Here is a 20,048-nt window from a genome sequence, read left to right as displayed (position 1 = left end):
CGGCTGCCCGTCGCCACCCAGCCAGTGTCACCGCCAGGAGTAGTCGCGTGAGTCTGAAGAAGGTCCTCATCGCCAACCGCGGCGAGATCGCCGTCCGCGTCATCCGCGCCTGCAAGGACGCCGGCATCGGGTCGGTCGCGGTCTACGCCGACCCGGACCGCGACGCCCTCTTCGTGCGCCTCGCCGACGAGGCCCACTCCCTCGGTGGCGCCACCCCGGCCGAGTCCTACCTCGACATCGCCAAGATCATCGCGATCGCGGAGAAGTCCGGCGCCGACAGCATCCACCCCGGCTACGGGTTCCTCGCCGAGAACGCCGAGTTCGCCCAGGCCGTCATCGACGCCGGGCTGATCTGGATCGGTCCCCCGCCCGCCGCGATCGAGGCGCTGGGCGACAAGGCCCGGGCCAAGCACATCGCCGACAAGGCGAAGGCCCCGCTCGCGCCGGGCACCAAGGACCCGGTGACAGATGCGCAGGAGGTCGTCGAGTTCGCCAAGGCCAACGGCCTGCCGGTCGCGATCAAGGCCGTCTTCGGCGGCGGCGGCCGCGGCCTCAAGGTCGCCCGCACGCTCGAGGAGATCCCCGACGCCTACGAGTCCGCCGTCCGCGAGGCCGTCACCGCCTTCGGCCGCGGCGAGTGCCTGGTCGAGAAGTTCCTCGACAAGCCCCGCCACGTCGAGACCCAGTGCCTCGCCGACCAGCACGGCAACGTCGTCGTCGTCTCCACCCGCGACTGCTCGCTGCAGCGCCGCAACCAGAAGCTCGTCGAGGAGGCCCCCGCGCCCTTCCTCACCGACGAGCAGGTCGCCGAGCTCTACGCCTCCTCCAAGCGGATCCTCACCGAGGCCGGCTACCACGGCGCCGGGACGTGCGAGTTCCTCGTCGCCCAGGACGGCACCATCTCCTTCCTCGAGGTCAACACCCGCCTCCAGGTCGAGCACTGCGTCTCCGAGGAGGTCACCGGCATCGACCTCGTCCGCGAGATGTTCCGCATCGCCGCCGGCGAGGAGCTCGGCTACGACGACCCGGAGATCCGCGGCCACTCCATCGAGTACCGCATCAACGCCGAGGACGGCGGCCGCAACTTCATGCCCGCCCCCGGCACCCTCACCCGCTGGCACCCCCCGGCCGGTCCTGGTGTTCGCCTGGACGGCGGTTACGACCAGGGCGAGACCATCCCCGGGTCCTTCGACTCCCTCATCGCCAAGCTCATCGTCACCGGCCGCGACCGCACCCAGGCGCTCGAGCGCTCCCGCCGCGCCCTGGACGAGTTCGTCGTCGACGGCATGCCCACCGTCATCCCGTTCCACCGCGCCGTGGTCCGCGACCCCGCCTACGTCGGCGCCTCCACGCCCACCGGCGACGGCGAGTTCACCGTCTACACCCAGTGGATCGAGACCGAGTTCGACAACCAGATCGAGCCGTACGCCGGCGAGTCCGCCGAGGCCGACGAGGCTGGTGAGCGGCAGAAGGTCACCGTCGAGGTCGGCGGCCGCCGGCTCGAGGTCGTGCTGCCCGCCGGGCTCGGCGGAATGTCCCTCGGTGGAGGCGGAGCAACGAGCGGCGCGAAGAAGGCCAAGCGGTCGGCGAAGAAGGCCGGCGCGAAGGCCTCCGGCGACGCCGTGACCTCCCCGATGCAGGGCACGATCGTCAAGGTCGTCGTCACCGACGGCCAGGAGGTCGCCGAGGGCGACACCATCGTCGTCATGGAGGCGATGAAGATGGAGCAGCCCCTCAAGGCCCACAAGGCCGGCACCGTCACCGGCCTGCAGGCCGAGGTCGGCGCCACCGTCACCAACGGCGCCGTGATCTGCGAGATCAAGGACTGATCGCCTCCACCCCTGAGGGCTGGTGACAGCCGGCCACGTCAGGCCTAGCCTGACGGCGTCGGCAACGGCGCCGACCCTGTCCACGGGGGCGGCGATGGCACGATGCGCGGCACGACTCATCCTCCTGACGCTCCTCGGCGGCCTGCTGGCCGCCGGGAGCTCCACCCCCGCGGCCGCCGACCCGGCCTCGGGCTACGTCACCATGGTCAGCGAGTCCGGTGACTACATCGGGCAGGGCATCGCCCGCACCTACCGCAGCAACATCTCGTACCGGGTCAGCGAGACCACCGCCCACGTCTCGGCCGGTCCCTTCACCTTCGACTTCGCGGCGCCCGCCGGCTACGCGCTCACCCCCGCCCGCTACCCGGGCGCCACCCGCTACCCCTTCCAGGAGCCCGGCGAGCCCGGGATCGACGTGTCGGGCGACGGCCGCGGCTGCAACACCTCGACCGGCTTCTTCACCGTGCTCGACCTTGCGCCCGATCGGCTCTGGATCGTCTACGAGCAGCACTGCGAGGGCGGCGACGCGGCGGTGTTCGGGGAGATCCGGCTGGGGTACGGCGAGGCCAGCGACCCGCTCGGCGTCGAGGCCGGGATCCTCGCGTTCCCGTCCGACTACCCGGGTGTCCCGGTGCGCCCCGTCCCGATCCGCGTGACCAACAACGGCGCCGCGGCGACCAGCGTCACCAGCGCGATCAAGGCCGGTGCCGCCGATTTCAGCATCGTGAACAACGGCTGCTCCGCCTCGCTCGCTCCCGGCGCGAGCTGCACCGTGCACGTCGGGTGGACGGCCAGCAGGCCCGGCGTCCGCCTCGGCCTGCTCGAGATCTCCGACAGCCGGGGAGGCTTCCGCGAGATCAGCCTGTCGGCCATCGGCACGAGCGGCCGCACCCGCTGGCAGATGAGCGGCGACGCCGGTGACTACATCAGCCAGGGCAGGAGCTACACCTACACGCCCCAGACGGGCGCCCGCATGGGCGGCGGCGGCACCGAGACCTACGCCTCGATGGGAGCCGACTACGGCGACGACTGGTGGGGCGCCAGGTTCCAGGCGCCCCAGGGCCAGATCCTGCTCCCCGGCAAGACCTACACCGGAGCCACGCGCTACCCCTTCAACTCCGGCAACGCCGGGCTCGACGTCAGCGGCAGCGGTCGCGGGTGCAACACGCTGACCGGGCAGTTCACCGTCCACGAGGCGACGTACGACAACGGGATCCTGACCGGCTTCCGGATCTCCTTCGAGCAGCACTGCGAGGGCGCCACCCCGGCGCTGCGGGGCGAGCTGTCGTGGCGGGCCCTCGACCCGGCCGCCCCTGTCCCGGACACGACGGCGCCCGGTCCGGTCACCGGCCTCGCCGCAGGCGCCGCGGGCGCGTCGGTGCCGCTCTCGTGGACCAACCCGACGGACGCCGACTGGGTCGACACCGTCATCCTCGGCGCGAGCGGCACCAGCGCGGTGACGGAGGGCCGACTGGTGTACGACGGCCGGCGCACGTCGACGGTCGTGACGGGCTTCCCGACGTGGCTGCCCTACACGCTCACAGTCTTCACCGAGGACACCTCCGGCAACCTGAGCCCCGTCCGCACGGTCACGATCCCGGCGACCACGACGGCGCCGCCACCGCCCCCTCCGCCGACGACGACGAGCCCGACACCGACGCCCACGCCCACTCCCACGTCGACTGCCAGCCCCACCCCGACCACAGCCCCGAGCCCCACCCCGACCCCGGCCCCGACGACCCAGCCCAGCCCGACGGCGCCGAGCCTGCGCGCGGTGTCGCTGCAGGCCACGCGCGTCGACCGGCGCGGCGTACTGCTGACAGGGCGCTCCGGCACCTGGGCCGCCGGCGAGCGGGCGCTGCTCCAGCGGCGCACCGACCGCGGGTGGTCCACGGTGGCGACCAAGCGCTTCTCCCCGTCCGGTCGCGTCCGCTTCGTCGTGGACGCCCCGCGTCGGGGCGCGGTCCGCTACCGGCTCGTGGCCCGGACGGACGGCCCGGCCGTCGTGTCCCCGCCGGTCCGGGTGCGCCCGTGACCAGTTAGATAGCAAGCGCTCACTTTTTATGTAACACTGGAGCGGTGAGCACCACCTCCGCCCCGCGTCGTACCCAGGCGCAGCGTCGCGAGGGCACGATCAGCGCGCTGCTCGAGGCCACGGTGACCTGCCTGACGGAGCGGGGCTACGCCGCCACCTCGACCGCCGCGGTCTGCGCGGAGGCGGGCGTGAGCCAGGGCGCGCTCTTCCGGCACTTCCCGACCCGGCAGGCGCTGCTGGTCGCGACCGCGGAGCACGTGGCGACCCGCAACGTCGCGGCGTTCCGCGCCACGACCGAGGGTGCGGCGGTCGGGACCATCGACGACGTCGCGGACGTGCTCACCCACCTGCGCGCGGCGGTGCTCTCCCCCACCAACCAGACCTGGCGCGAGCTCCTCGTCGCCGCCCGCGCCGACGCCGGCCTCCGCGAGGCGCTGCTGCCGGCGCGCGAGGTGCTGCACGCGCAGATGCTCGACGTCGCCGCCGACCTGTGGGCCGACCGCCTCTCCGCCGACGACCTCCCGGCCGTCCTCGGCATCGTGGTCAACATGCTCGACGGACTCGCCTTCTCCGCCCTCGACCCCGACCCCGCGGCCGCCCCCGGCCGCACCGCCGAGCGGGCCCTGCGCCTGCTCGCCGAGCTGATCGTCCACCGCTACCCCGAGCAGGAGTCCCGATGACCGAGCCCACCCCCACCGACGGCTTCACCCCCGACGTCATCGTGGTCGGTGCCGGCCTCGCCGGCCTGGTCGCGACGCACGAGCTGGCCCTCGCCGGCAAGCGCGTCCTCGTGCTCGACCAGGAGAACCGCGACAACCTCGGCGGCCAGGCCTGGTGGTCCCTGGGCGGGCTGCTGTTCGTGGACAGCCCCGAGCAGCGCCGGATGGGCATCAAGGACTCCCCCGAGCTGGCCTGGCAGGACTGGCAGGGCTCGGCCCAGTTCGACCGCCTCGGCGACGGCACCGACGGCCCCGGCCGCGGCGAGGACTTCTGGCCACGGCAGTGGGCGAAGGCCTACGTCGACTTCGCCCACCGGGAGAAGCGCGCCTACCTCCACGACCTCGGCCTCAAGTCGCTCCCCTTCGTCGGTTGGGCCGAGCGCGGCGACGGCCGCGCCACCGGGCACGGCAACTCCGTCCCCCGCTTCCACCTGACGTGGGGCACCGGCCCCGAGGTGGTGCGGATCTTCGCCGAGCCCGTCGAACGCGCCGAGGCGCAGGGGCTGGTACGCCTCGCGTTCCGTCACCAGGTCGACGAGCTGGTCGTCGAGGACGGCGCGGTCGTGGGCGTGCGCGGCACCGTGCTGGCCGACGACGACGCCGAGCGGGGCGTGAAGTCGAGCCGCGAGGCGGCCGGCACCTTCGAGCACCGCGCCGCCGCTGTCGTCGTGACGAGTGGCGGCATCGGCCACAACCACGAGCTGATGCGGCGCAACTGGCCCACCGAGCGCGTCGGCGCCGCGCCCGAGCACCTCATCTCCGGCGTGCCCGCCCACGTCGACGGACGAATGCAGGGCATCGCCGAGGACGCCGGCGCGACGATGGTCAACAAGGACCGGATGTGGGCCTACGTCGAGGGCATCCACAACTGGGACCCGGTGTGGCCCGACCACGCCATCCGGATCCTGCCCGGCCCGTCGTCGATGTGGTTCGACGCCACCGGCCGGCGGCTCGAGGGCATGTCGGGCGTCCCCGGCGCCGACTCGATCGGCGCGATGAAGCAGATCCTGAGCGTCGGTCACGACTACTCGTGGTTCGTGCTCACCCAGTCGATCATCGAGAAGGAGTTCGCCCTCTCCGGCTCCGAGCAGAACCCCGACATCACCGGCAAGGACCTGAAGTTCCTCGCCCAGAGCCGGCTCGCGAAGGGCGCACCCGGCCCGGTCGAGGCGTTCAAGGAGCACGGCGTCGACTTCGTCGTGGCCGACACCCTCGCCGAGCTGGTGACCGGGATGAACGAGCTCGCCCGCGGACCGGAGCTCGACCTCGACGACCTCGAGCGGCACATCGTCGCGCGCGACCGCGAGGTCGACAACGCCTTCACCAAGGACATCCAGGTGATGGCGATCCACAACGCGCGCCGCAGCCGCACCGACAAGCTGATCCGCGTCGCGAAGCCGCACAAGGTCCTCGACCCGGCACACGGCCCGCTGATCGCCGTCCGCCTCAACATCCTGTCGCGCAAGACGCTCGGCGGGCTCGAGACCGACCTCGACGGTCAGTGCGTGGCCGCCGACGGCACCCGCGTCCCGGGCTTGTACGCCGCGGGCGAGGTCGCAGGGTTCGGCGGCGGCGGCGTGCACGGCTACAACGCGCTCGAGGGGACCTTCCTCGGTGGCTGCATCTTCTCCGGCCGCGCCGTCGGGCGGGCGCTCGCGCGCTGACTCAGGACGGCGTGAGCCCGACCGCCTCGACGAGCGCCGCGACGTGGTGCTCGAAGAGGTCGCGGGGGTCGCCGAAGGTGTCGGCACCGTACTGCCCGAACACCTCGAACGACACGCACCCGAAGAGCGCCGCCCAGGCGAAGAGTCCGCGGGCGACGAGACGGTCGGGGGCGGCGATGCCCACCTGCTTGCGGATCCGGGCCAGGTCGCGCGACAGCCGGCGCGGGGCCAGCGGCGCCTCGTCCAGCGAGATCGCGCCCGCCTGCCAGGCGTCCTCCCACACCTCGACCAGACGTCCGACGACGCGTGTGCCGGGGCCCGTGGTCTGCTCGGCCGGCGCCTCGTAGCCGGGCACCGGACTGCCGAAGAGCAGGGCGTACGTCGCCGGCTCGGCCAGCGCCCACGCGCGGGTGGCACGGGCGATCGCGACGACCCGGCCCACGTGGTCGTCGGGGTCGACCGGCTCCAGGGCCGCGTCGACGGCGTCGCCGAGCTCGTCGTAGCCGTCGACCACGAGCAGGGTCAGCAGCTCGTCGCGRCTCGCGACGTAGCGGTAGACCGYCGACGACACCAGCCCGAGGTCGCGGGCGACGGCGCGCAGCGACAGGGCCGCCGCTCCCTCGGTCGCGAGGTGCTCGCGGCCGATCCGGACGATGTCGCGCATCGTCTGGACGCGCGCCCGGGCGCGCGGAGAGAGGTTCGCGGGGGTCTCGGCGGAGGTGTCGGCCATCTGCCCATCCAAGCACAGGTGGCGAGCAGTGATGCCACATGTGAGCACTGCTCTTGTCTTCTGCCGAGAGGCGAGCCATGATGGTCGAACCGAGAGCACCGCTCTCCCAAAACCTCAGGAGCTCCCATGTCCGTCCACGTCGTCACCGGAGCCGGCCCCGTCGGCTCGACCGTCGCCCAGCAGCTCGCCGACTCGGGCGAGCAGGTCCGCCTGCTGACCCGATCGGGCAGCGGGCCGGTGCACCCGCTCATCGACCGCCGTCGTGTCGACGTCTCCCGGCCCGACGCGCTGGCCGAGGCCCTGGAGGGGGCGGTCGCGGTCCACCACTGCATCCACGGGTCGGCGTACGACGCCCGCGTCTGGCGCGCCGAGCTGCCGCAGGCCGAGCGGGCCGTCCTCGATGCGGCCGGTCGGGTCGGGGCGGTCGTGGTGTTCCCCGAGAGCCTCTACTCCTACGGCCCGGTCGACGGCACGATCACCGAGTCGACGCCGCGCACCGCCACCACCGGCAAGCTCGGGGTCCGCACCGGGCTGCTCGCCCAGCGCGACGCCTCCGCCACCCCGACCGTCAGCGTGGCCGCCTCCGACTTCTACGGCCCGCTGGTGCGCAACGCCCACGCCGGCGAGCGCATGGTGCCGACCGTCCTGGCCGGGCGCACGATGCGCGTGGTCGGCAGCCCCGACCAGCCGCACTCCTTCACCTACGTCCCCGACCTGGCCGCCGCGATGATCGGCGCAGCCGCTCGCCCGGACCTGTGGAACTCGTTCCTCCACGCCCCCACCGCCGCACCRGTCACCCAGCGGCGGCTCGTGGAGCTGGTCGCCGAGGCGGGCGGCGTGCGCGCCCCCAAGGTGTCCTCGATCCCGGTGCCCGTGCTCGGCGCGGTCGGCCTGGTCTCACGGCAGATGAAGGAGATGGCCGAGACCGGCTACATGTTCGCGAAGCCCTTCGTCATGGACTCGTCCGCCAGCGAGGAACGGCTCGGGTTCGGACCCACCCCGCTGGCCGACGGCCTGGCCCGGACGGTGGCGTGGTGGCGCGCCCAGGAGGCGGAGGCCGCCTGACGAGCAGGGGCCGCGGGCCGACCGGCGTACGGACGGGTAACCCAGGTCACACACGTCTCTCGATAGCGTGCGCCCCATGTTCTCCAAGGTGCTCGTCGCCAACCGTGGCGAGATCGCAGTCCGGGCCTTCCGTGCAGCGCGCGAGATCGGCGTGCGCACGGTGGCCGTCTTCCCGCACGAGGACCGCGGGTCCGAGCACCGGATGAAGGCCGAGGAGGCCTACCAGATCGGCGAGGAGGGCCACCCCGTCCGCGCCTACCTCGACCCGCAGGCCATCGTCGACGTCGCGATCCGCTGCGGCGCGGACGCGATCTACCCCGGCTACGGCTTCCTCTCGGAGAACCCCGCCCTCGCCGAGGCATGCGCCGCCGCGGGCATCACCTTCATCGGTCCGAGCGCCGAGGTGCTCACCCTCACCGGCAACAAGGCGCGCGCGATCGCCGCGGCCAAGGCCGCCGGCGTACCCGTGCTCGAGTCCGTCCCGCCGTCGACCGACGTCGACGTGCTCGTGAAGGCCGCCGAGTCGATCGAGGCACCCCTCTTCGTGAAGGCCGTCGCCGGCGGTGGTGGGCGCGGCATGCGTCGCGTCGACGACCGGGCCGACCTGCGCGAGGCGATCGAGACCTGCATGCGTGAGGCCGAGGGCGCCTTCGGCGACCCGACCGTCTTCATCGAGCAGGCCGTGGTGGACCCCCGCCACATCGAGGTGCAGATCCTCTCCGACGGCACCGGCTCCGAGGACGGGGTCATCCACCTCTACGAGCGCGACTGCTCGGTCCAGCGCCGCCACCAGAAGGTCGTCGAGATCGCCCCCGCGCCGAACCTCGACCCCGAGCTCCGCGACCGCATCTGTGCCGACGCCGTCCGCTTCGCCCGCGAGATCAGCTACAAGAACGCCGGCACCGTCGAGTTCCTCCTCGACCCGTCGGGCCACTACGTCTTCATCGAGATGAACCCGCGCATCCAGGTCGAGCACACCGTGACCGAGGAGGTCACCGGTGTGGACCTCGTGCAGTCGCAGATGCGCATCGCGGCCGGCGCGACCCTCGCTGACCTCGAGCTCACCCAGGACTCCGTCGCCCCGCGCGGCTTCGCGCTGCAGTGCCGGATCACCACCGAGGACCCCGCCAACGGCTTCCGCCCCGACACCGGCCGGATCACGATGTACCGCTCCCCCGGTGGCCCGGGCGTGCGCCTCGACGGCGGTACGACCTACACCGGCGCCGAGATCAGCCCGCACTTCGACTCGATGCTCGCCAAGCTCACCTGTCGCGGCCGCTCCTTCGAGGCAGCCGTGCAGAAGGCCCGCCGCGCTCTCCTGGAGTTCCGCATCCGCGGCGTCTCGACCAACGTCGGCTTCCTCCAGGCCGTGCTCGCCGACCCCGACTTCGCGGCCGGCGGCGTGACGACCTCGTTCATCGAGGACCACCCGCAGCTGCTCAAGGCGCAGTTCGGCGGCGACCGCGCCACCCGCCTGCTCGACTTCCTCGCCGACGTCACCGTGAACCAGCCCCACGGCACCGCGCCGGTCTCGGTGTCGCCGGTCAGCAAGCTTCCCCGGCTCGACCGCTCGCAGCCGGTGCCCGACGGCACCCGCCAGCTGTTGCGCGAGATCGGCCCGGAGGAGTTCGCCCGTCGGCTGCGCGCGGCGAAGACCGTCGCCGTCACCGACACGACGTTCCGCGACGCCCACCAGTCRCTGCTCGCGACCCGCGTGCGCACCCGCGACCTCCTCGCCGTGGCCGACCACGTGGCCCGTACGACGCCGCAGATGTGGTCGGTCGAGTGCTGGGGCGGGGCGACGTACGACGTGGCCCTCCGCTTCCTCAACGAGGACCCGTGGGAGCGGCTCGCCGCCCTGCGCGAGGCGATCCCCAACATCGGCCTCCAGATGCTGCTCCGTGGCCGCAACACCGTCGGCTACACGCCGTACCCCTCCGAGGTCACCGAGGCCTTCGTCCAGGAGGCCGCCGAGACCGGCATCGACGTCTTCCGCGTCTTCGACGCCCTCAACGACGTCTCCCAGATGCGCCCGGCCATCGACGCCGTCCGCGCGACCGGCACGTCGGTCGCCGAGGTCGCGCTCTGCTACACCGGCGACCTGTCCTCGCCGGGCGAGAAGCTCTACACGCTCGACTACTACCTCCGCCTCGCCGACCAGATCGTCGAGGCCGGCGCGCACGTGCTGGCGATCAAGGACATGGCCGGCCTGCTCCGCGCCCCCGCAGCCCGCACGCTGGTGACGGCACTGCGCGAGCGCTTCGACCTGCCGGTCCACCTGCACACCCACGACACCCCCGGCGGCCAGCTCGCCACGCTGCTCGCGGCGATCGACGCCGGGGTCGACGCCGTCGACGCCGCCTCCGCCTCGATGGCCGGCGGAACCTCGCAGCCCGCGCTCTCCGCGCTCGTCTCCGCGACCGACCACTCCGCGCGCGAGACCGGGCTCTCGCTCGCCGCGGTCAACGCGATGGAGCCCTACTGGGAGGCCGTCCGACGCGTCTACGCGCCGTTCGAGTCGGGCCTGCCCGCGCCCACCGGTCGGGTCTACCGCCACGAGATCCCCGGCGGCCAGCTCTCCAACCTGCGCCAGCAGGCGATCGCGCTCGGCCTGGGCGAGAGGTTCGAGCAGGTCGAGGACATGTACGCCGCGGCCAACGACATCCTCGGCAACGTCGTGAAGGTGACCCCGTCGTCCAAGGTCGTCGGCGACCTCGCGCTCGCGCTCGTCGCCGCCAAGGCCGACCCTGCCGAGTTCGAGGCGGACCCGGCGTCGTACGACGTCCCGGACTCCGTGATCGGCTTCCTCAACGGCGAGCTGGGCGACCCGCCCGGCGGCTGGCCCGAGCCGTTCCGCAGCAAGGCGTTGGTTGGGAAGACCTGGAAGCAGCCGGCTGAGACCCTGACCGCCGAGCAGCAGGCCAGCCTGGCGTCCCCCGAGGCGGCCGAGCGCCGCGCGACGCTCAACGAGCTGCTCTTCCCCGGTCCGACGGCCGCCTTCCACGAGTCGCGGGAGAAGTACGGCGACCTGTCAGGCGTCTCGACGATCGACTACCTCTACGGCTTGCGTCGTGGCGAGGAGCACCAGGTCCGCGTCCGCGAGGGCCGCGAGATGATCTTCGGGCTCGAGGCGATCAGCGAGCCCGACGAGCGCGGCTTCCGCAACGTGATGGCGACCGTGGACGGCCAGCTGCGTCCGGTGCAGGTGCGCGACCGCAGCATCTCCGCCGACGTCGCGTCCGCCGAGAAGGCCGACCCGTCGATCAGCGGTCATGTCGCCGCGCCCTACGACGGCGCGGTCACCGTGACCGTCGCCGAGGGTGACTCCGTCGAGGCCGGCCAGACCGTCGCGACCATCGAGGCGATGAAGATGGAGGCCTCGATCACCGCCCCGGTCGCGGGCACGGTCCAGCGGCTCGCGATGCCGTCCACGAAGGCCGCCGAGGGTGGCGACCTGGTGCTGGTGATCAGCCCTCGTTGAGGACGACCACGTCGGGGTCGGGCTCGGCGTACTCGGTGATCTCCTCGGGGTCCTCCCCCGTCACCTGCCGGAACACCTCGGTGGCGACGGCTCGCATGCCGTTGATCTTCGGGTGGAACGGCGCCGCGATGCCTACGCGGAACCGCGGGCCGTTGACCCACGCCCGGCCCTTGGCGCAGACGTCGTGGCCGTCGGAGACCGCGGCCATGTCGACGTACGACGCTCCTGCCGCCCGGGCGCCGCGGCGGATCGAGGCGTTGAGCATGTCGGCGACCTCGGTCACCGGCGCCAGCACCTCGGCCGGGACGCCGACGGCGCGGCAGGTGCCCTCGGTGGGCAGGATGTCGGGGTAGCCGACGACGAGGACCTCGGCGTCGGGGGCGACCTTCGCGATGCGCCGGACAGCCTCCTTGACCCGGCCGGCGACCTTGCCGGTGTCGGCGCGCAGCTGGTCGACCGGGCAGGCGACCGCCGGTCCGCGCTGGCACTGGATGAGCGAGTCGTAGATGCCGAAGTCGTTGCCGCCGATGCCGAGGGTGACGAGGTCGGTCTCGGCGGACAGCGCGTCGACCTGCGGCCCGGTGGTGTTGCCGTCGAACATCACCATCGGCGCGTGGAGATCCCGGGTCGTGGCGGCCGAGCAGGTCACGTCGGTGTAGCTGGCGACGTCGAGCCAGTCGGCCAGGAACGCCGGGTAGTTGTCCTTGGAGCGCGCACAGCCCTGCGGGTCGGTCCGCATCGTGCCGATGAACGGGCCGGCCGAGAACGAGTCGCCCATCGCGACGTAGTCGATCCGGGTCGTCACCTCGGTGTCGACGACGGGGTCGGGCAGGTCGGCGTCGCCGTCGCCGGCCGCCTGGCCGGACTCGCAGGCGGACGCGGCGAGAGCGAGGGCGGCGAATGCTGCCGCCAGCCTGAGTCGTCGGGTCACGGGCGCGCGGGGCCCTTCTGTCGCGGGATGACGCTGAACGTGAACCAGTCGGAGTAGAGGCCGAGGTAGGAGCGGGCGTCGTCGCCGCTCAGCGTGGCCCGGCCACCGGTGAAGACGAACGCCATGTCGGTGACGCGTCCGCCCCACTCGCCGTTGCCGTCGCGCGTGACGACCTCGATGCCGGTGAGGTCACCCAGGTCGGGCCAGTGCTTCTCGACCTGCGTGTCGTCGATGGTGGTGGTCCACGTGGAGTAGGTCGGGTTGACCAGGCCGTCGTAGGGGTCGGGCTGCGCCACGAGGTAGGGCATGGAGCCGGCCGAGGAGAACCCGCCGTTGCTGGCGGAGAACTGCGTGAACGCCGGTCGTCCGTCGTAGTAGAGACCCTGCCCGGCCGTGGCCTTGATGGCCGCGGTCGCCGCCGGGTGCTCGACGTCCGCTCCGCCGTAGACCTGGCACTGCGTGGTGTCGCAGAGGTCGTAGTGGGAGGCGTTGGGGTGCGAGCGCTCGAACGCCGCGTAGGTTCGCGCCGCGACCGACTGGGCGCTGACCGCGGCCGGGGTCCACAGCGCGGGGACCTCCTGCGGCACGACGCCGCGCAGGTAGGCCTCCATGCCGACCCGGTTGACGGTCTGGCGCTTGCCGCCCAGGCGCGGGGCCACGGACTGCAGGGTGCCGCGGTAGTCGCGTCGGGCGCCGGGCAGCACGAGGGTCAGGCGGCCGTCGGCGGCGCTGAACTCCGCCTCGCCGCGGACCTTCTTCCAGGTGCGCCACGAGCCGCCCTTCGTCCACTGGACGGCGGTGTCGCGGCCGGCGGCGACGAGGCGCCACTTGCGCGCGTTGTTGGACGGCACGCGCCAGGTGCGCGAGCGACCCACCTTGCCGACCTTGAGCCCGCGCTCGGCCGCGACCTGCACGTCGCGCCCGGTGTCGGCGGTGATGAGCACGCGGAGCTTGCCGCGGACCGCTCCCCAGATGGTGCCGGGGTAGTAGAACTCGTTGATCTGCTGCCAGGTCAGGCCCTGCTGGGCCGCGCCCAGCGCGCCGTACTGCGACATGCCGTTGCCGTGGCCGAAGCCGTGGCCGGTGATGGTGATCGCGCTGCTGCCGGGGACGGTCCAGGCCTCGACCTTCTGGCGCGGCTCGGCCCCCGACGCCTCGGTCGCCGACGCCGGCAGGGCAGGGAGCAGCAGCGCACTCGCGGCGAGCGCGATCGGCAGCAGGCGGGAACGGGTCATCATGTGGTCTCTCCCCCGAGAACGGACGACGAACCTCCGAGGTTACAGGCGGTCCGGGCGTCCGGGGGCCCGGACTGCGGATCCGGGCGCTGCGGCGTCGGCGCTCGAGGCTGGGGACTGTCTCCGTGCTCGACGTCCCACAGTGGAGATCGCCTCCATCGTCCGGCGCGTCGGGCGTGCGTAGCGTCACGCCACACGAGCGGCGCACCGATCGCTCCAGCCCGCCGAACCAGGAGCTCGCCATGGCGCTGTCCGACCTCTCCGTCCCCGTCCAGTCGGTCGCGCCACCCGCGCCTGCGGCGCCCGAGCCCCGGCTGCGCCGGATGACCTTCGGCCTGCTGATGGTCTACGTCGCCATCCTCGCGGTGAACTCCGCCGGCAACGGCATCCTGCTGCCCAACATCGTCGCCGGCATCGACGAGGCCGGGAAGATCGGCAACCTGGCGTTCGTCACGACGGTCGCCTTCGTCGCCAACATCTTCGCCCAGCCCCTCGCCGGCGCCTTCTCCGACGCGACCCGCTCGCGCTTCGGGCGCCGCACCCCCTGGATGGTCGGCGGCGCGCTCCTCACCAGCGGCTTCCTCCTGGGCCTGCCGCTCGCGCAGTCCGTGCTCGCCGTGGCGGCCGTCTGGCTGGTCGTCCAGGTCGGGGTCAACGCCCTGCAGGCGGCCGCGACCGCCCTCGTCCCCGACCGCTACCCCCCGGCCCGCCGCGGCGGCGTGTCGGCGATGATCGGCGTCGGCATCACGATCGGCAACGCGGTCGGGGTCGTCGTCGCCGGCGGCACCGCCACGGAGGGATACCTCCCCTACGTCGTGCTCGCGCTGCTCATGGTCGTCGTCGTCGGTGTCTTCGTAGTGGTCAACCGCGACGACTCGAGTGCCCACCTCCCCCGCGAGCGCACCACCGCCAAGGAGTTCCTGCGCGGCTTCTGGGTCAGCCCCCGCCAGCACCCCGACTTCGCCTGGGCCTTCGCCTCGCGCTTCCTCATGGTCATCGGCTTCTACGGCGCCCAGACCTACGGCCTCTACATCCTGCGCGACTACATCGGCCTCAGCGACGCCGAGTCCAACTCCTTCGCCGCCACCATGGGGATCGTGCTCCTGGTCGGCGTGCTGCTCTCCGCGCTCGGCAGCGGCTGGCTCTCCGACAAGGTCGGTCGCCGCAAGCCCTTCATCGTGTGGTCCTCGGTCGTCATGTCGATCGCCCTGGCGATCCCGCTCGTCGTGCCCACCACGTCCGGCATCCTGGCCTACGCCTTCCTGCTCGGCCTCGGCTTCGGCGTCTACATCTCCATCGACCTCGCCCTCATGACCGAGGTGCTCCCCGCCCGTCTGCAGGGCGAGAGCAGCGCCGGCCGCGACCTCGCGATCCTCGGCCTCGCCACCACGCTCCCGCAGGCCATGAGCCCCTCGATCGCGGCTGCGCTGGTCACCGTCACCGGTGGCTACCCGGCCCTGTTCGTCTCCGGCATCGTCTTCGTGATGCTCGGCGCGGCCCTCGTCCGCCCGATCAAGGCCGTCCGATGACCCTCACCGCGACCACCGCCACCGGGACCGACCTCTCCTCCCTCACGGACCTGCTGCCGGCCGGGACGCTGCTGACCGACCCCGACTCGATGGAGCGCTACAGCCACGACGAGGCCGAGTGGGCCCCGTACGACGTCCCGCTGGCCGTCGCCCGACCGACCGACGCCGGGCAGGCGCGCACCATCGTCCAGTGGTGCGTACAGCACCGGGTGCCGGTCGTGCCCCGGGGCGCGGGGACCGGACTCTCCGGCGGCGCCAACGCCGTCGCCGGCAGCATCGTGGTGAGCTTCGAGCGGATGACCGCCGTCCTGCGGATCGACCCCGTCGAGCGGCTGGCCGTCGTCCAGCCGGGCGTCGTCAACGACGACCTCCGTGCGGCCTGCGCCGAGCACGGCCTCTGGTACCCGCCCGACCCGGCGAGCTCGCCCTGGTCGACGATCGGCGGCAACGTCGCCACCAACGCGGGTGGCGTGTGCTGCGTGAAGTACGGCGTCACGGGCGACTACGTCCTCGCCCTCGAGGTCGTCACCGGCACCGGCGAGCTCGTGCGGGTCGGCCGCGAGACGGCGAAGGGCGTCGCCGGCTACGACCTCGTCTCCCTGCTGGTCGGCTCGGAGGGCACCCTCGGCCTGGTCACCGAGATCACCGTCCGCCTGCGCCCGGCCCGGCCGCCGGAGCAGACCGTGGTGGGGTTCTTCGACTCGCTCGTCGCCGCCGGCGAGGCGGTCGCCGCGGTGGCCCGTGCGGGCACCGTGCCCTCCGCCCTCGAGCTGCTCGACCGCCACTGCCTGACCGCGGTCAACGATTGGAAGAACCTCGGCATCGAGGCCGACTGCGAGGCCATCCTCCTGGCCCGCGTGGACGGCCCCGGCGCCGCTGGCGTGGCGGAGGCCGAGGCCGTGCTGGCCGCCTTCGAGGGCGCTGGCGCGACGTTCGCCGCGCGGTCGGAGGACGACGCCGAGGCCGACACGATGTTCGCCGCGCGCCGGCTGGCCTACTCCGCGCTGGAGCGGCTCGGGCCGGTGCTCACCGAGGACGTCTGCGTGCCGGTGGGGCGGCTGCCCGAGATGCTGGCGGCCGTGCAGGCCATCGGCGAGCGGCACGACGTGCTGATCGCCAACATCGCCCACGCGGGCGACGGCAACCTCCACCCGCTGATCATCACGCCGGCCGGGGACGACGCGGCGCAGGTGCGGGCCCAGGCCGCGTTCGACGACATCATCGCCGAGGCGCTGACGTGCGGGGGCACCGTCACCGGCGAGCACGGCGTCGGCCTGCTCAAGCGCGCGGGGCTCGCCGCCGAGCTCCCCCTCGCTGTCGTCGACATGCACCGCGCCATCCGGCGCGCGCTCGACCCGCACGGGGTGCTCAACCCCGGGAAGGTCGTCGCCTGAGCATTCCCCACCGCCCCATGCGTGAGGATGGGGAGATGGTCGCCCCCGGTGAGGACAGCGGACACGACGTCGCCGAGCTGCGCCGCCGCGCCGACGAGCTGGCCGTCCTCAACGACCTCGCCCGCCGACTGGCGGCGCTGCACGACACCCGCGAGGTCCTCGACGAGGTGGCCCGCCAGGCGCGCCGGCTGCTGGGCGGGGACGTCGCCTACATCATGCTGCTCCGCGACGGCCGCCTGCGGATCGAGGTGGTCGACGGTGCGATGGGGTCGGCCATGCGTGGCATCGAGCTCGAGGCCGGCCAGGGACTCGGCGGCCAGGTGCTGGCCAGCGGCCGACCGCTGTGGAGCGAGAGCTACCTCGCCGACACCCGCTTCCCCCACGCCGCCGGCACCGACTCCGCGGCCCGGAGCGAGCAGCTCGGCGGAATCCTTGGCGTGCCGCTCGTGGTCGGGGACGACACGCTCGGGGTCCTGCTGGCGGCCGAACGCCGTCCCCGCGTCTTCGTCGACCACGACGTCGAGCTCCTCGCCGGCCTGGCCGCGCACGCGGCGCTCGCCCTTCGGACCGCCGACCTCTTCGACCGCGAGCGTGCGGCCGCGGCCGAGCTGCGCGAGGCCAACGCGGCACTGCACGTCGTCGGCGAGAGCCGCCGACGCGCCAGCGACCTGCGCGACGTCCTCAACGAGGTGGTGCTCATCGGCGGCGGCCTCCCGGCGGTGGTCGCCGCGCTCGACCGCGCGGCCGGGCTGGTCGTGGAGGTGCGCGACGTCGACGGCCGGACCCTCGCCGGGGAACGGCTGGCCGCCCCCGTCCTCGTCGTGCCCGTCGACCTCCCGGAGGGGCACGTCGCGGACCTGCTCGCCACGACCGGCACCACCCCCGGCGACGACGACGGCTCCCCCACGACCGCGGGCGGCACTGCGGACCAGGACGACGAGCCCCTCCGACTGCTCCGGATCGGCGCCACCACCGTCGCGGTGCTGATCGCGTCGGAGCGCTCGGTCGCCGAGGCGGAGCTCCGCTCCCGTGGGGAGTTCGTGCACGCCCTGCTGTCCTCTGGCACCGACGAGGAGAGCCTGGTCCGAAGGGCGCGGGCCCTGGGCATCGACCTGCGGGCCGTCGGCGCCGTCGCGGTCGTCGACCCCGAGCCGGTGGGCACGACGGTCGCCGTGGCGTTCGCGTCCCGGTTGGCCGCCCACCTGCGGGGCTGGTCGGCCTCCCACGCGGGACAGGTCGTCGTCCTCGTCCCGGCCGGCGTGGACGACGCCCGCGAGGCCTGCGAGCGCCTCTGCGGACCGGACGGCACTCCCACGACCGGGCTCGCCGCCTGCACCGGGGGGCCGTCCGGCGTCCGGACAGCGCACGAGGAGGCCCGCCAGACGACGTCCCTGCTGCTGGCCCTCGACCGCGCCGGGTCCTGCGCCGCAGCCGACGACCTCGGGCTCTACCGGTCGCTCTTCAGCCGCTCGGGGCGCACCGGGCTCGCCACCTTCATCCGGTCCACGGTGGGCCCGCTGCTCGACCACGACCGGGAGCGGCAGCGCGACCTCGCCGCCACCCTGGAGACCTACCTCGAGCAGGCGCGCCACCACGCGCGGACCTGCGAGGTCCTCCACATCCACGCCAACACGCTCTACCAGCGCCTCGACCGGATCACCGAGGTGCTCGGCCCGCAGTGGAAGGAGCCGGGTCGCGCCCTCGAGCTCCAGGTGGCGCTGCGCCTGCACCGGCTCCTGGCCGCCCGGCCCGACTGACCGGCCCGACTGACCGGCCCGACACGGGACACGGACGACTCCTCCATCGGCAGCGCCGGGCGACGTACGAGCTCTCCATGCCCGGGGCGCGCGGACGCCGCTACCGTCGGACCATGCCGACCTTCCGCACCACCGACGACGTCACCCTCGCCTTCACCGACGAAGGACAGGGGCGCCCGGTCGTGCTCGTGCACGGCTACACCGCGCCCGCGACGGCGTGGGTGCTCACCGTCGACGCGTTGCTCGCGGCCGGTCACCGGGCCATCGCCTTCGACCGCCGCGCCCACGGCGAGTCCGAGACGCCCATCCACGGCCAGCGGATGGCCCGCCACGGCCGCGACCTCGGTGAGCTGCTGGAGCACCTCGACCTCCGCGACGCGATCCTCGTCGGCGCCTCGATGGGCGGCAACACCCTCTGGGCCTACGTCGACCAGTTCGGCCCGTCGCGCCTCGCCGGCGTCGTCGTGGTCGACCAGACCCCGAAGATGCTCAACGACGCGAGCTGGCCGCACGGCTTCTACGGCTACGACGCCACCAACGCCGCCACCTTCTTCGACCACGGCGTCCCCCAGCTCGACGGCGGCCGCACCGTGGACCGGTCCAGCCAGTCCGTGGCCCGGCTGGCCGAGCGCCTCGGCGGGTTCCCCGCCTTTCGCGAGAGCGCTGCCCCGGAGACCCTCGGCCTGCTCCGCGACCACGCCCTCCAGGACTGGCGCGACGTCGTACGCCGCTTCCCGCGACCGCTGCTCATGCTGGCCGGGCGGGAGAGCCAGGTCTGGTCGTGCGAGCACGCCGCGGCGGCGGTGGCCGGGTCGGTGGCCGGCCGCGCGCTCGTCGTCGAGGACGCCGGCCACGCCATCAGCATCGATCAGCCAGACGTCTTCAACGAGCTCCTCCTCGACTTCGTCGCCGAGATCGGGGTCCCCGTCAGATGAGGCTTGCCACGACGACCCACGGCGACGGGGCGCGGCGTGTCGCGCTCGTCCACGGGCTCGGCGCCGATGGTGCCCTGTGGCGCGGTCTCACCGACCGGCTCGTGGCAGCCGGAGGGGTCACCGTCACAACGGTCGACCTGCGCGGGCACGGCGCGAGCGACCGGGCCGACGACTACGGCATCGCGGCATTCGCGGACGACCTCGTCGAGACGCTGCCGGCCGGCCTCGACCTCGTGGTCGGCCACTCCCTCGGCGGCACGGTGCTCGAGCGGGCGGTGGCCAGCCTGGCACCCGCGCACGCGCTGTACCTCGACCCGGGGTTCCGGCTCGCGCTGCCCACGGACGGACTCCCGGGACGGCTGTTCTGGGCGGCGGCCCCGGTTTCGGTGGTGCTCACGGCCCTCGCGCAGAAGTGGCGCAGCCGCGGCCGAGCCCCGCTCGCCGCCGAGGACGCCGCGCTCCGCAAGGCCGCGACCGCCCGCTTCGACAAGGGCATGGCGATCGGTGTCTTCCGCGAGGTGGCCCACCACCCCGCCGCGGTCACGGCACCCGCTGTTCCGTCGACGGTGGTGCTGTCCGACGACTCGCCAGCCGTGCTGCCCGACGCGACCGCCGCACGGCTGGCCGCGCTCGGATGGGAGGTGTGTCGACTCACTGGAGTCGGCCACGACTTCTGGCTGCAGGACCCCGACCGGACCTGGGCGGGAGTGCGCGGCGTCCTGCTGGGCGCGACCTGAGCCGCTG

The 20,048-nt window shown here is 73.3% G+C and carries 14 protein-coding genes; 11 read left to right on the top strand and 3 right to left on the bottom strand.

Annotated elements, in window-relative coordinates; genetic code table 11:
• Positions 1–47 precede the first annotated feature (47 nt).
• The 4 genes from ACXJKB_RS05280 to ACXJKB_RS05265 all read left to right on the top strand — a co-directional run bounded on the left by ACXJKB_RS05280 (position 48) and on the right by ACXJKB_RS05265 (position 6,247).
• Positions 48–1,829, top strand: coding sequence for an acetyl/propionyl/methylcrotonyl-CoA carboxylase subunit alpha (locus ACXJKB_RS05280; protein WP_457186107.1), 1,782 nt, complete (start codon positions 48–50; stop codon positions 1,827–1,829).
• A gap of 94 nt (positions 1,830–1,923) precedes the next feature.
• Positions 1,924–3,864, top strand: coding sequence for a hypothetical protein (locus tag ACXJKB_RS05275; RefSeq protein WP_457186106.1), 1,941 nt, complete (start codon positions 1,924–1,926; stop codon positions 3,862–3,864).
• Positions 3,865–3,908: 44 nt separating this feature from the next.
• The gene (locus ACXJKB_RS05270) at positions 3,909–4,544 is read left to right on the top strand and encodes a TetR/AcrR family transcriptional regulator (RefSeq protein WP_457186104.1); all 636 of its coding nucleotides are present in this window, start codon (positions 3,909–3,911) and stop codon (positions 4,542–4,544) included.
• Complete coding sequence (locus ACXJKB_RS05265; RefSeq protein WP_457186102.1) at positions 4,541–6,247, top strand: FAD-binding dehydrogenase; 1,707 nt, start codon at positions 4,541–4,543, stop codon at positions 6,245–6,247. The genes ACXJKB_RS05270 and ACXJKB_RS05265 overlap by 4 nt, the downstream gene beginning before the upstream one ends.
• 1 nt (position 6,248) lies before the next feature.
• Here the strand turns inward: ACXJKB_RS05265 and ACXJKB_RS05260 are convergent, their stop codons facing one another.
• On the bottom strand, positions 6,249–6,977 hold the full coding sequence (locus ACXJKB_RS05260) for a TetR/AcrR family transcriptional regulator (protein ID WP_457186100.1): 729 nt from the start codon (positions 6,975–6,977) through the stop codon (positions 6,249–6,251).
• A 126-nt stretch (positions 6,978–7,103) separates the two neighbouring features.
• Here ACXJKB_RS05260 and ACXJKB_RS05255 point away from each other — a divergent pair, with 126 nt between their 5' ends.
• Positions 7,104–8,042, top strand: coding sequence for an NAD-dependent epimerase/dehydratase family protein (locus tag ACXJKB_RS05255; protein ID WP_457186098.1), 939 nt, complete (start codon positions 7,104–7,106; stop codon positions 8,040–8,042).
• Positions 8,043–8,118: 76 nt separating this feature from the next.
• Positions 8,119–11,523, top strand: a complete 3,405-nt coding sequence (locus ACXJKB_RS05250; RefSeq protein WP_457186096.1) for a pyruvate carboxylase — start codon at positions 8,119–8,121, stop codon at positions 11,521–11,523.
• Here the strand turns inward: ACXJKB_RS05250 and ACXJKB_RS05245 are convergent.
• Positions 11,510–12,454, bottom strand: a complete 945-nt coding sequence (locus tag ACXJKB_RS05245; protein WP_457186094.1) for an SGNH/GDSL hydrolase family protein — start codon at positions 12,452–12,454, stop codon at positions 11,510–11,512. The two genes, ACXJKB_RS05250 and ACXJKB_RS05245, sit on opposite strands and share 14 nt — an antisense overlap.
• Positions 12,451–13,692, bottom strand: coding sequence for a SpoIID/LytB domain-containing protein (locus ACXJKB_RS05240; protein ID WP_457186092.1), 1,242 nt, complete (start codon positions 13,690–13,692; stop codon positions 12,451–12,453). The genes ACXJKB_RS05245 and ACXJKB_RS05240 overlap by 4 nt, the downstream gene beginning before the upstream one ends.
• A 239-nt stretch (positions 13,693–13,931) precedes the next feature.
• Here ACXJKB_RS05240 and ACXJKB_RS05235 point away from each other — a divergent pair, with 239 nt between their 5' ends.
• The 5 genes from ACXJKB_RS05235 to ACXJKB_RS05215 all read left to right on the top strand — a co-directional run bounded on the left by ACXJKB_RS05235 (position 13,932) and on the right by ACXJKB_RS05215 (position 20,041).
• On the top strand, positions 13,932–15,218 hold the full coding sequence (locus tag ACXJKB_RS05235; RefSeq protein ID WP_457186090.1) for an MFS transporter: 1,287 nt from the start codon (positions 13,932–13,934) through the stop codon (positions 15,216–15,218).
• Positions 15,215–16,612 carry an FAD-binding oxidoreductase gene (locus ACXJKB_RS05230; protein WP_457186088.1) on the top strand — a complete coding sequence of 466 codons (1,398 nt, stop codon included), beginning with the start codon at positions 15,215–15,217 and terminating at the stop codon, positions 16,610–16,612. Before ACXJKB_RS05235 ends, ACXJKB_RS05230 begins: the two co-directional genes overlap by 4 nt.
• A gap of 35 nt (positions 16,613–16,647) precedes the next feature.
• Positions 16,648–18,369: a helix-turn-helix domain-containing protein gene (locus tag ACXJKB_RS05225; RefSeq protein ID WP_457186086.1), complete on the top strand. Its 1,722-nt coding sequence runs from the start codon at positions 16,648–16,650 to the stop codon at positions 18,367–18,369.
• Positions 18,370–18,482: 113 nt separating this feature from the next.
• Positions 18,483–19,304, top strand: coding sequence for an alpha/beta fold hydrolase (locus ACXJKB_RS05220; protein ID WP_457186084.1), 822 nt, complete (start codon positions 18,483–18,485; stop codon positions 19,302–19,304).
• The gene (locus ACXJKB_RS05215) at positions 19,301–20,041 is read left to right on the top strand and encodes an alpha/beta fold hydrolase (RefSeq protein WP_457186082.1); all 741 of its coding nucleotides are present in this window, start codon (positions 19,301–19,303) and stop codon (positions 20,039–20,041) included. Before ACXJKB_RS05220 ends, ACXJKB_RS05215 begins: the two co-directional genes overlap by 4 nt.
• Positions 20,042–20,048: the final 7 nt, after the last annotated feature.

The organism is Nocardioides sp. P5_E3 (assembly GCF_054049275.1).
Note: the sequence above shows the minus strand (reverse complement) of the source record. Positions and strands in the feature narration are given on the sequence as shown.

Excerpts from the sequence above, each read along its gene's own strand:
- ACXJKB_RS05220 (WP_457186084.1), top strand. The coding sequence starts at position 18,483 with ATGCCGACCTTCCGCACCACCGACGACGTCACCCTCGCCTTCACCGAC.
- ACXJKB_RS05235 (WP_457186090.1), top strand. The coding sequence starts at position 13,932 with ATGGCGCTGTCCGACCTCTCCGTCCCCGTCCAGTCGGTCGCGCCACCC.
- ACXJKB_RS05230 (WP_457186088.1), top strand. The coding sequence starts at position 15,215 with ATGACCCTCACCGCGACCACCGCCACCGGGACCGACCTCTCCTCCCTC.
- ACXJKB_RS05215 (WP_457186082.1), top strand. The coding sequence starts at position 19,301 with ATGAGGCTTGCCACGACGACCCACGGCGACGGGGCGCGGCGTGTCGCG.
- ACXJKB_RS05240 (WP_457186092.1), bottom strand. The coding sequence starts at position 13,692 with ATGATGACCCGTTCCCGCCTGCTGCCGATCGCGCTCGCCGCGAGTGCG.
- ACXJKB_RS05275 (WP_457186106.1), top strand. The coding sequence starts at position 1,924 with ATGGCACGATGCGCGGCACGACTCATCCTCCTGACGCTCCTCGGCGGC.
- ACXJKB_RS05225 (WP_457186086.1), top strand. The coding sequence starts at position 16,648 with ATGGTCGCCCCCGGTGAGGACAGCGGACACGACGTCGCCGAGCTGCGC.
- ACXJKB_RS05265 (WP_457186102.1), top strand. The coding sequence starts at position 4,541 with ATGACCGAGCCCACCCCCACCGACGGCTTCACCCCCGACGTCATCGTG.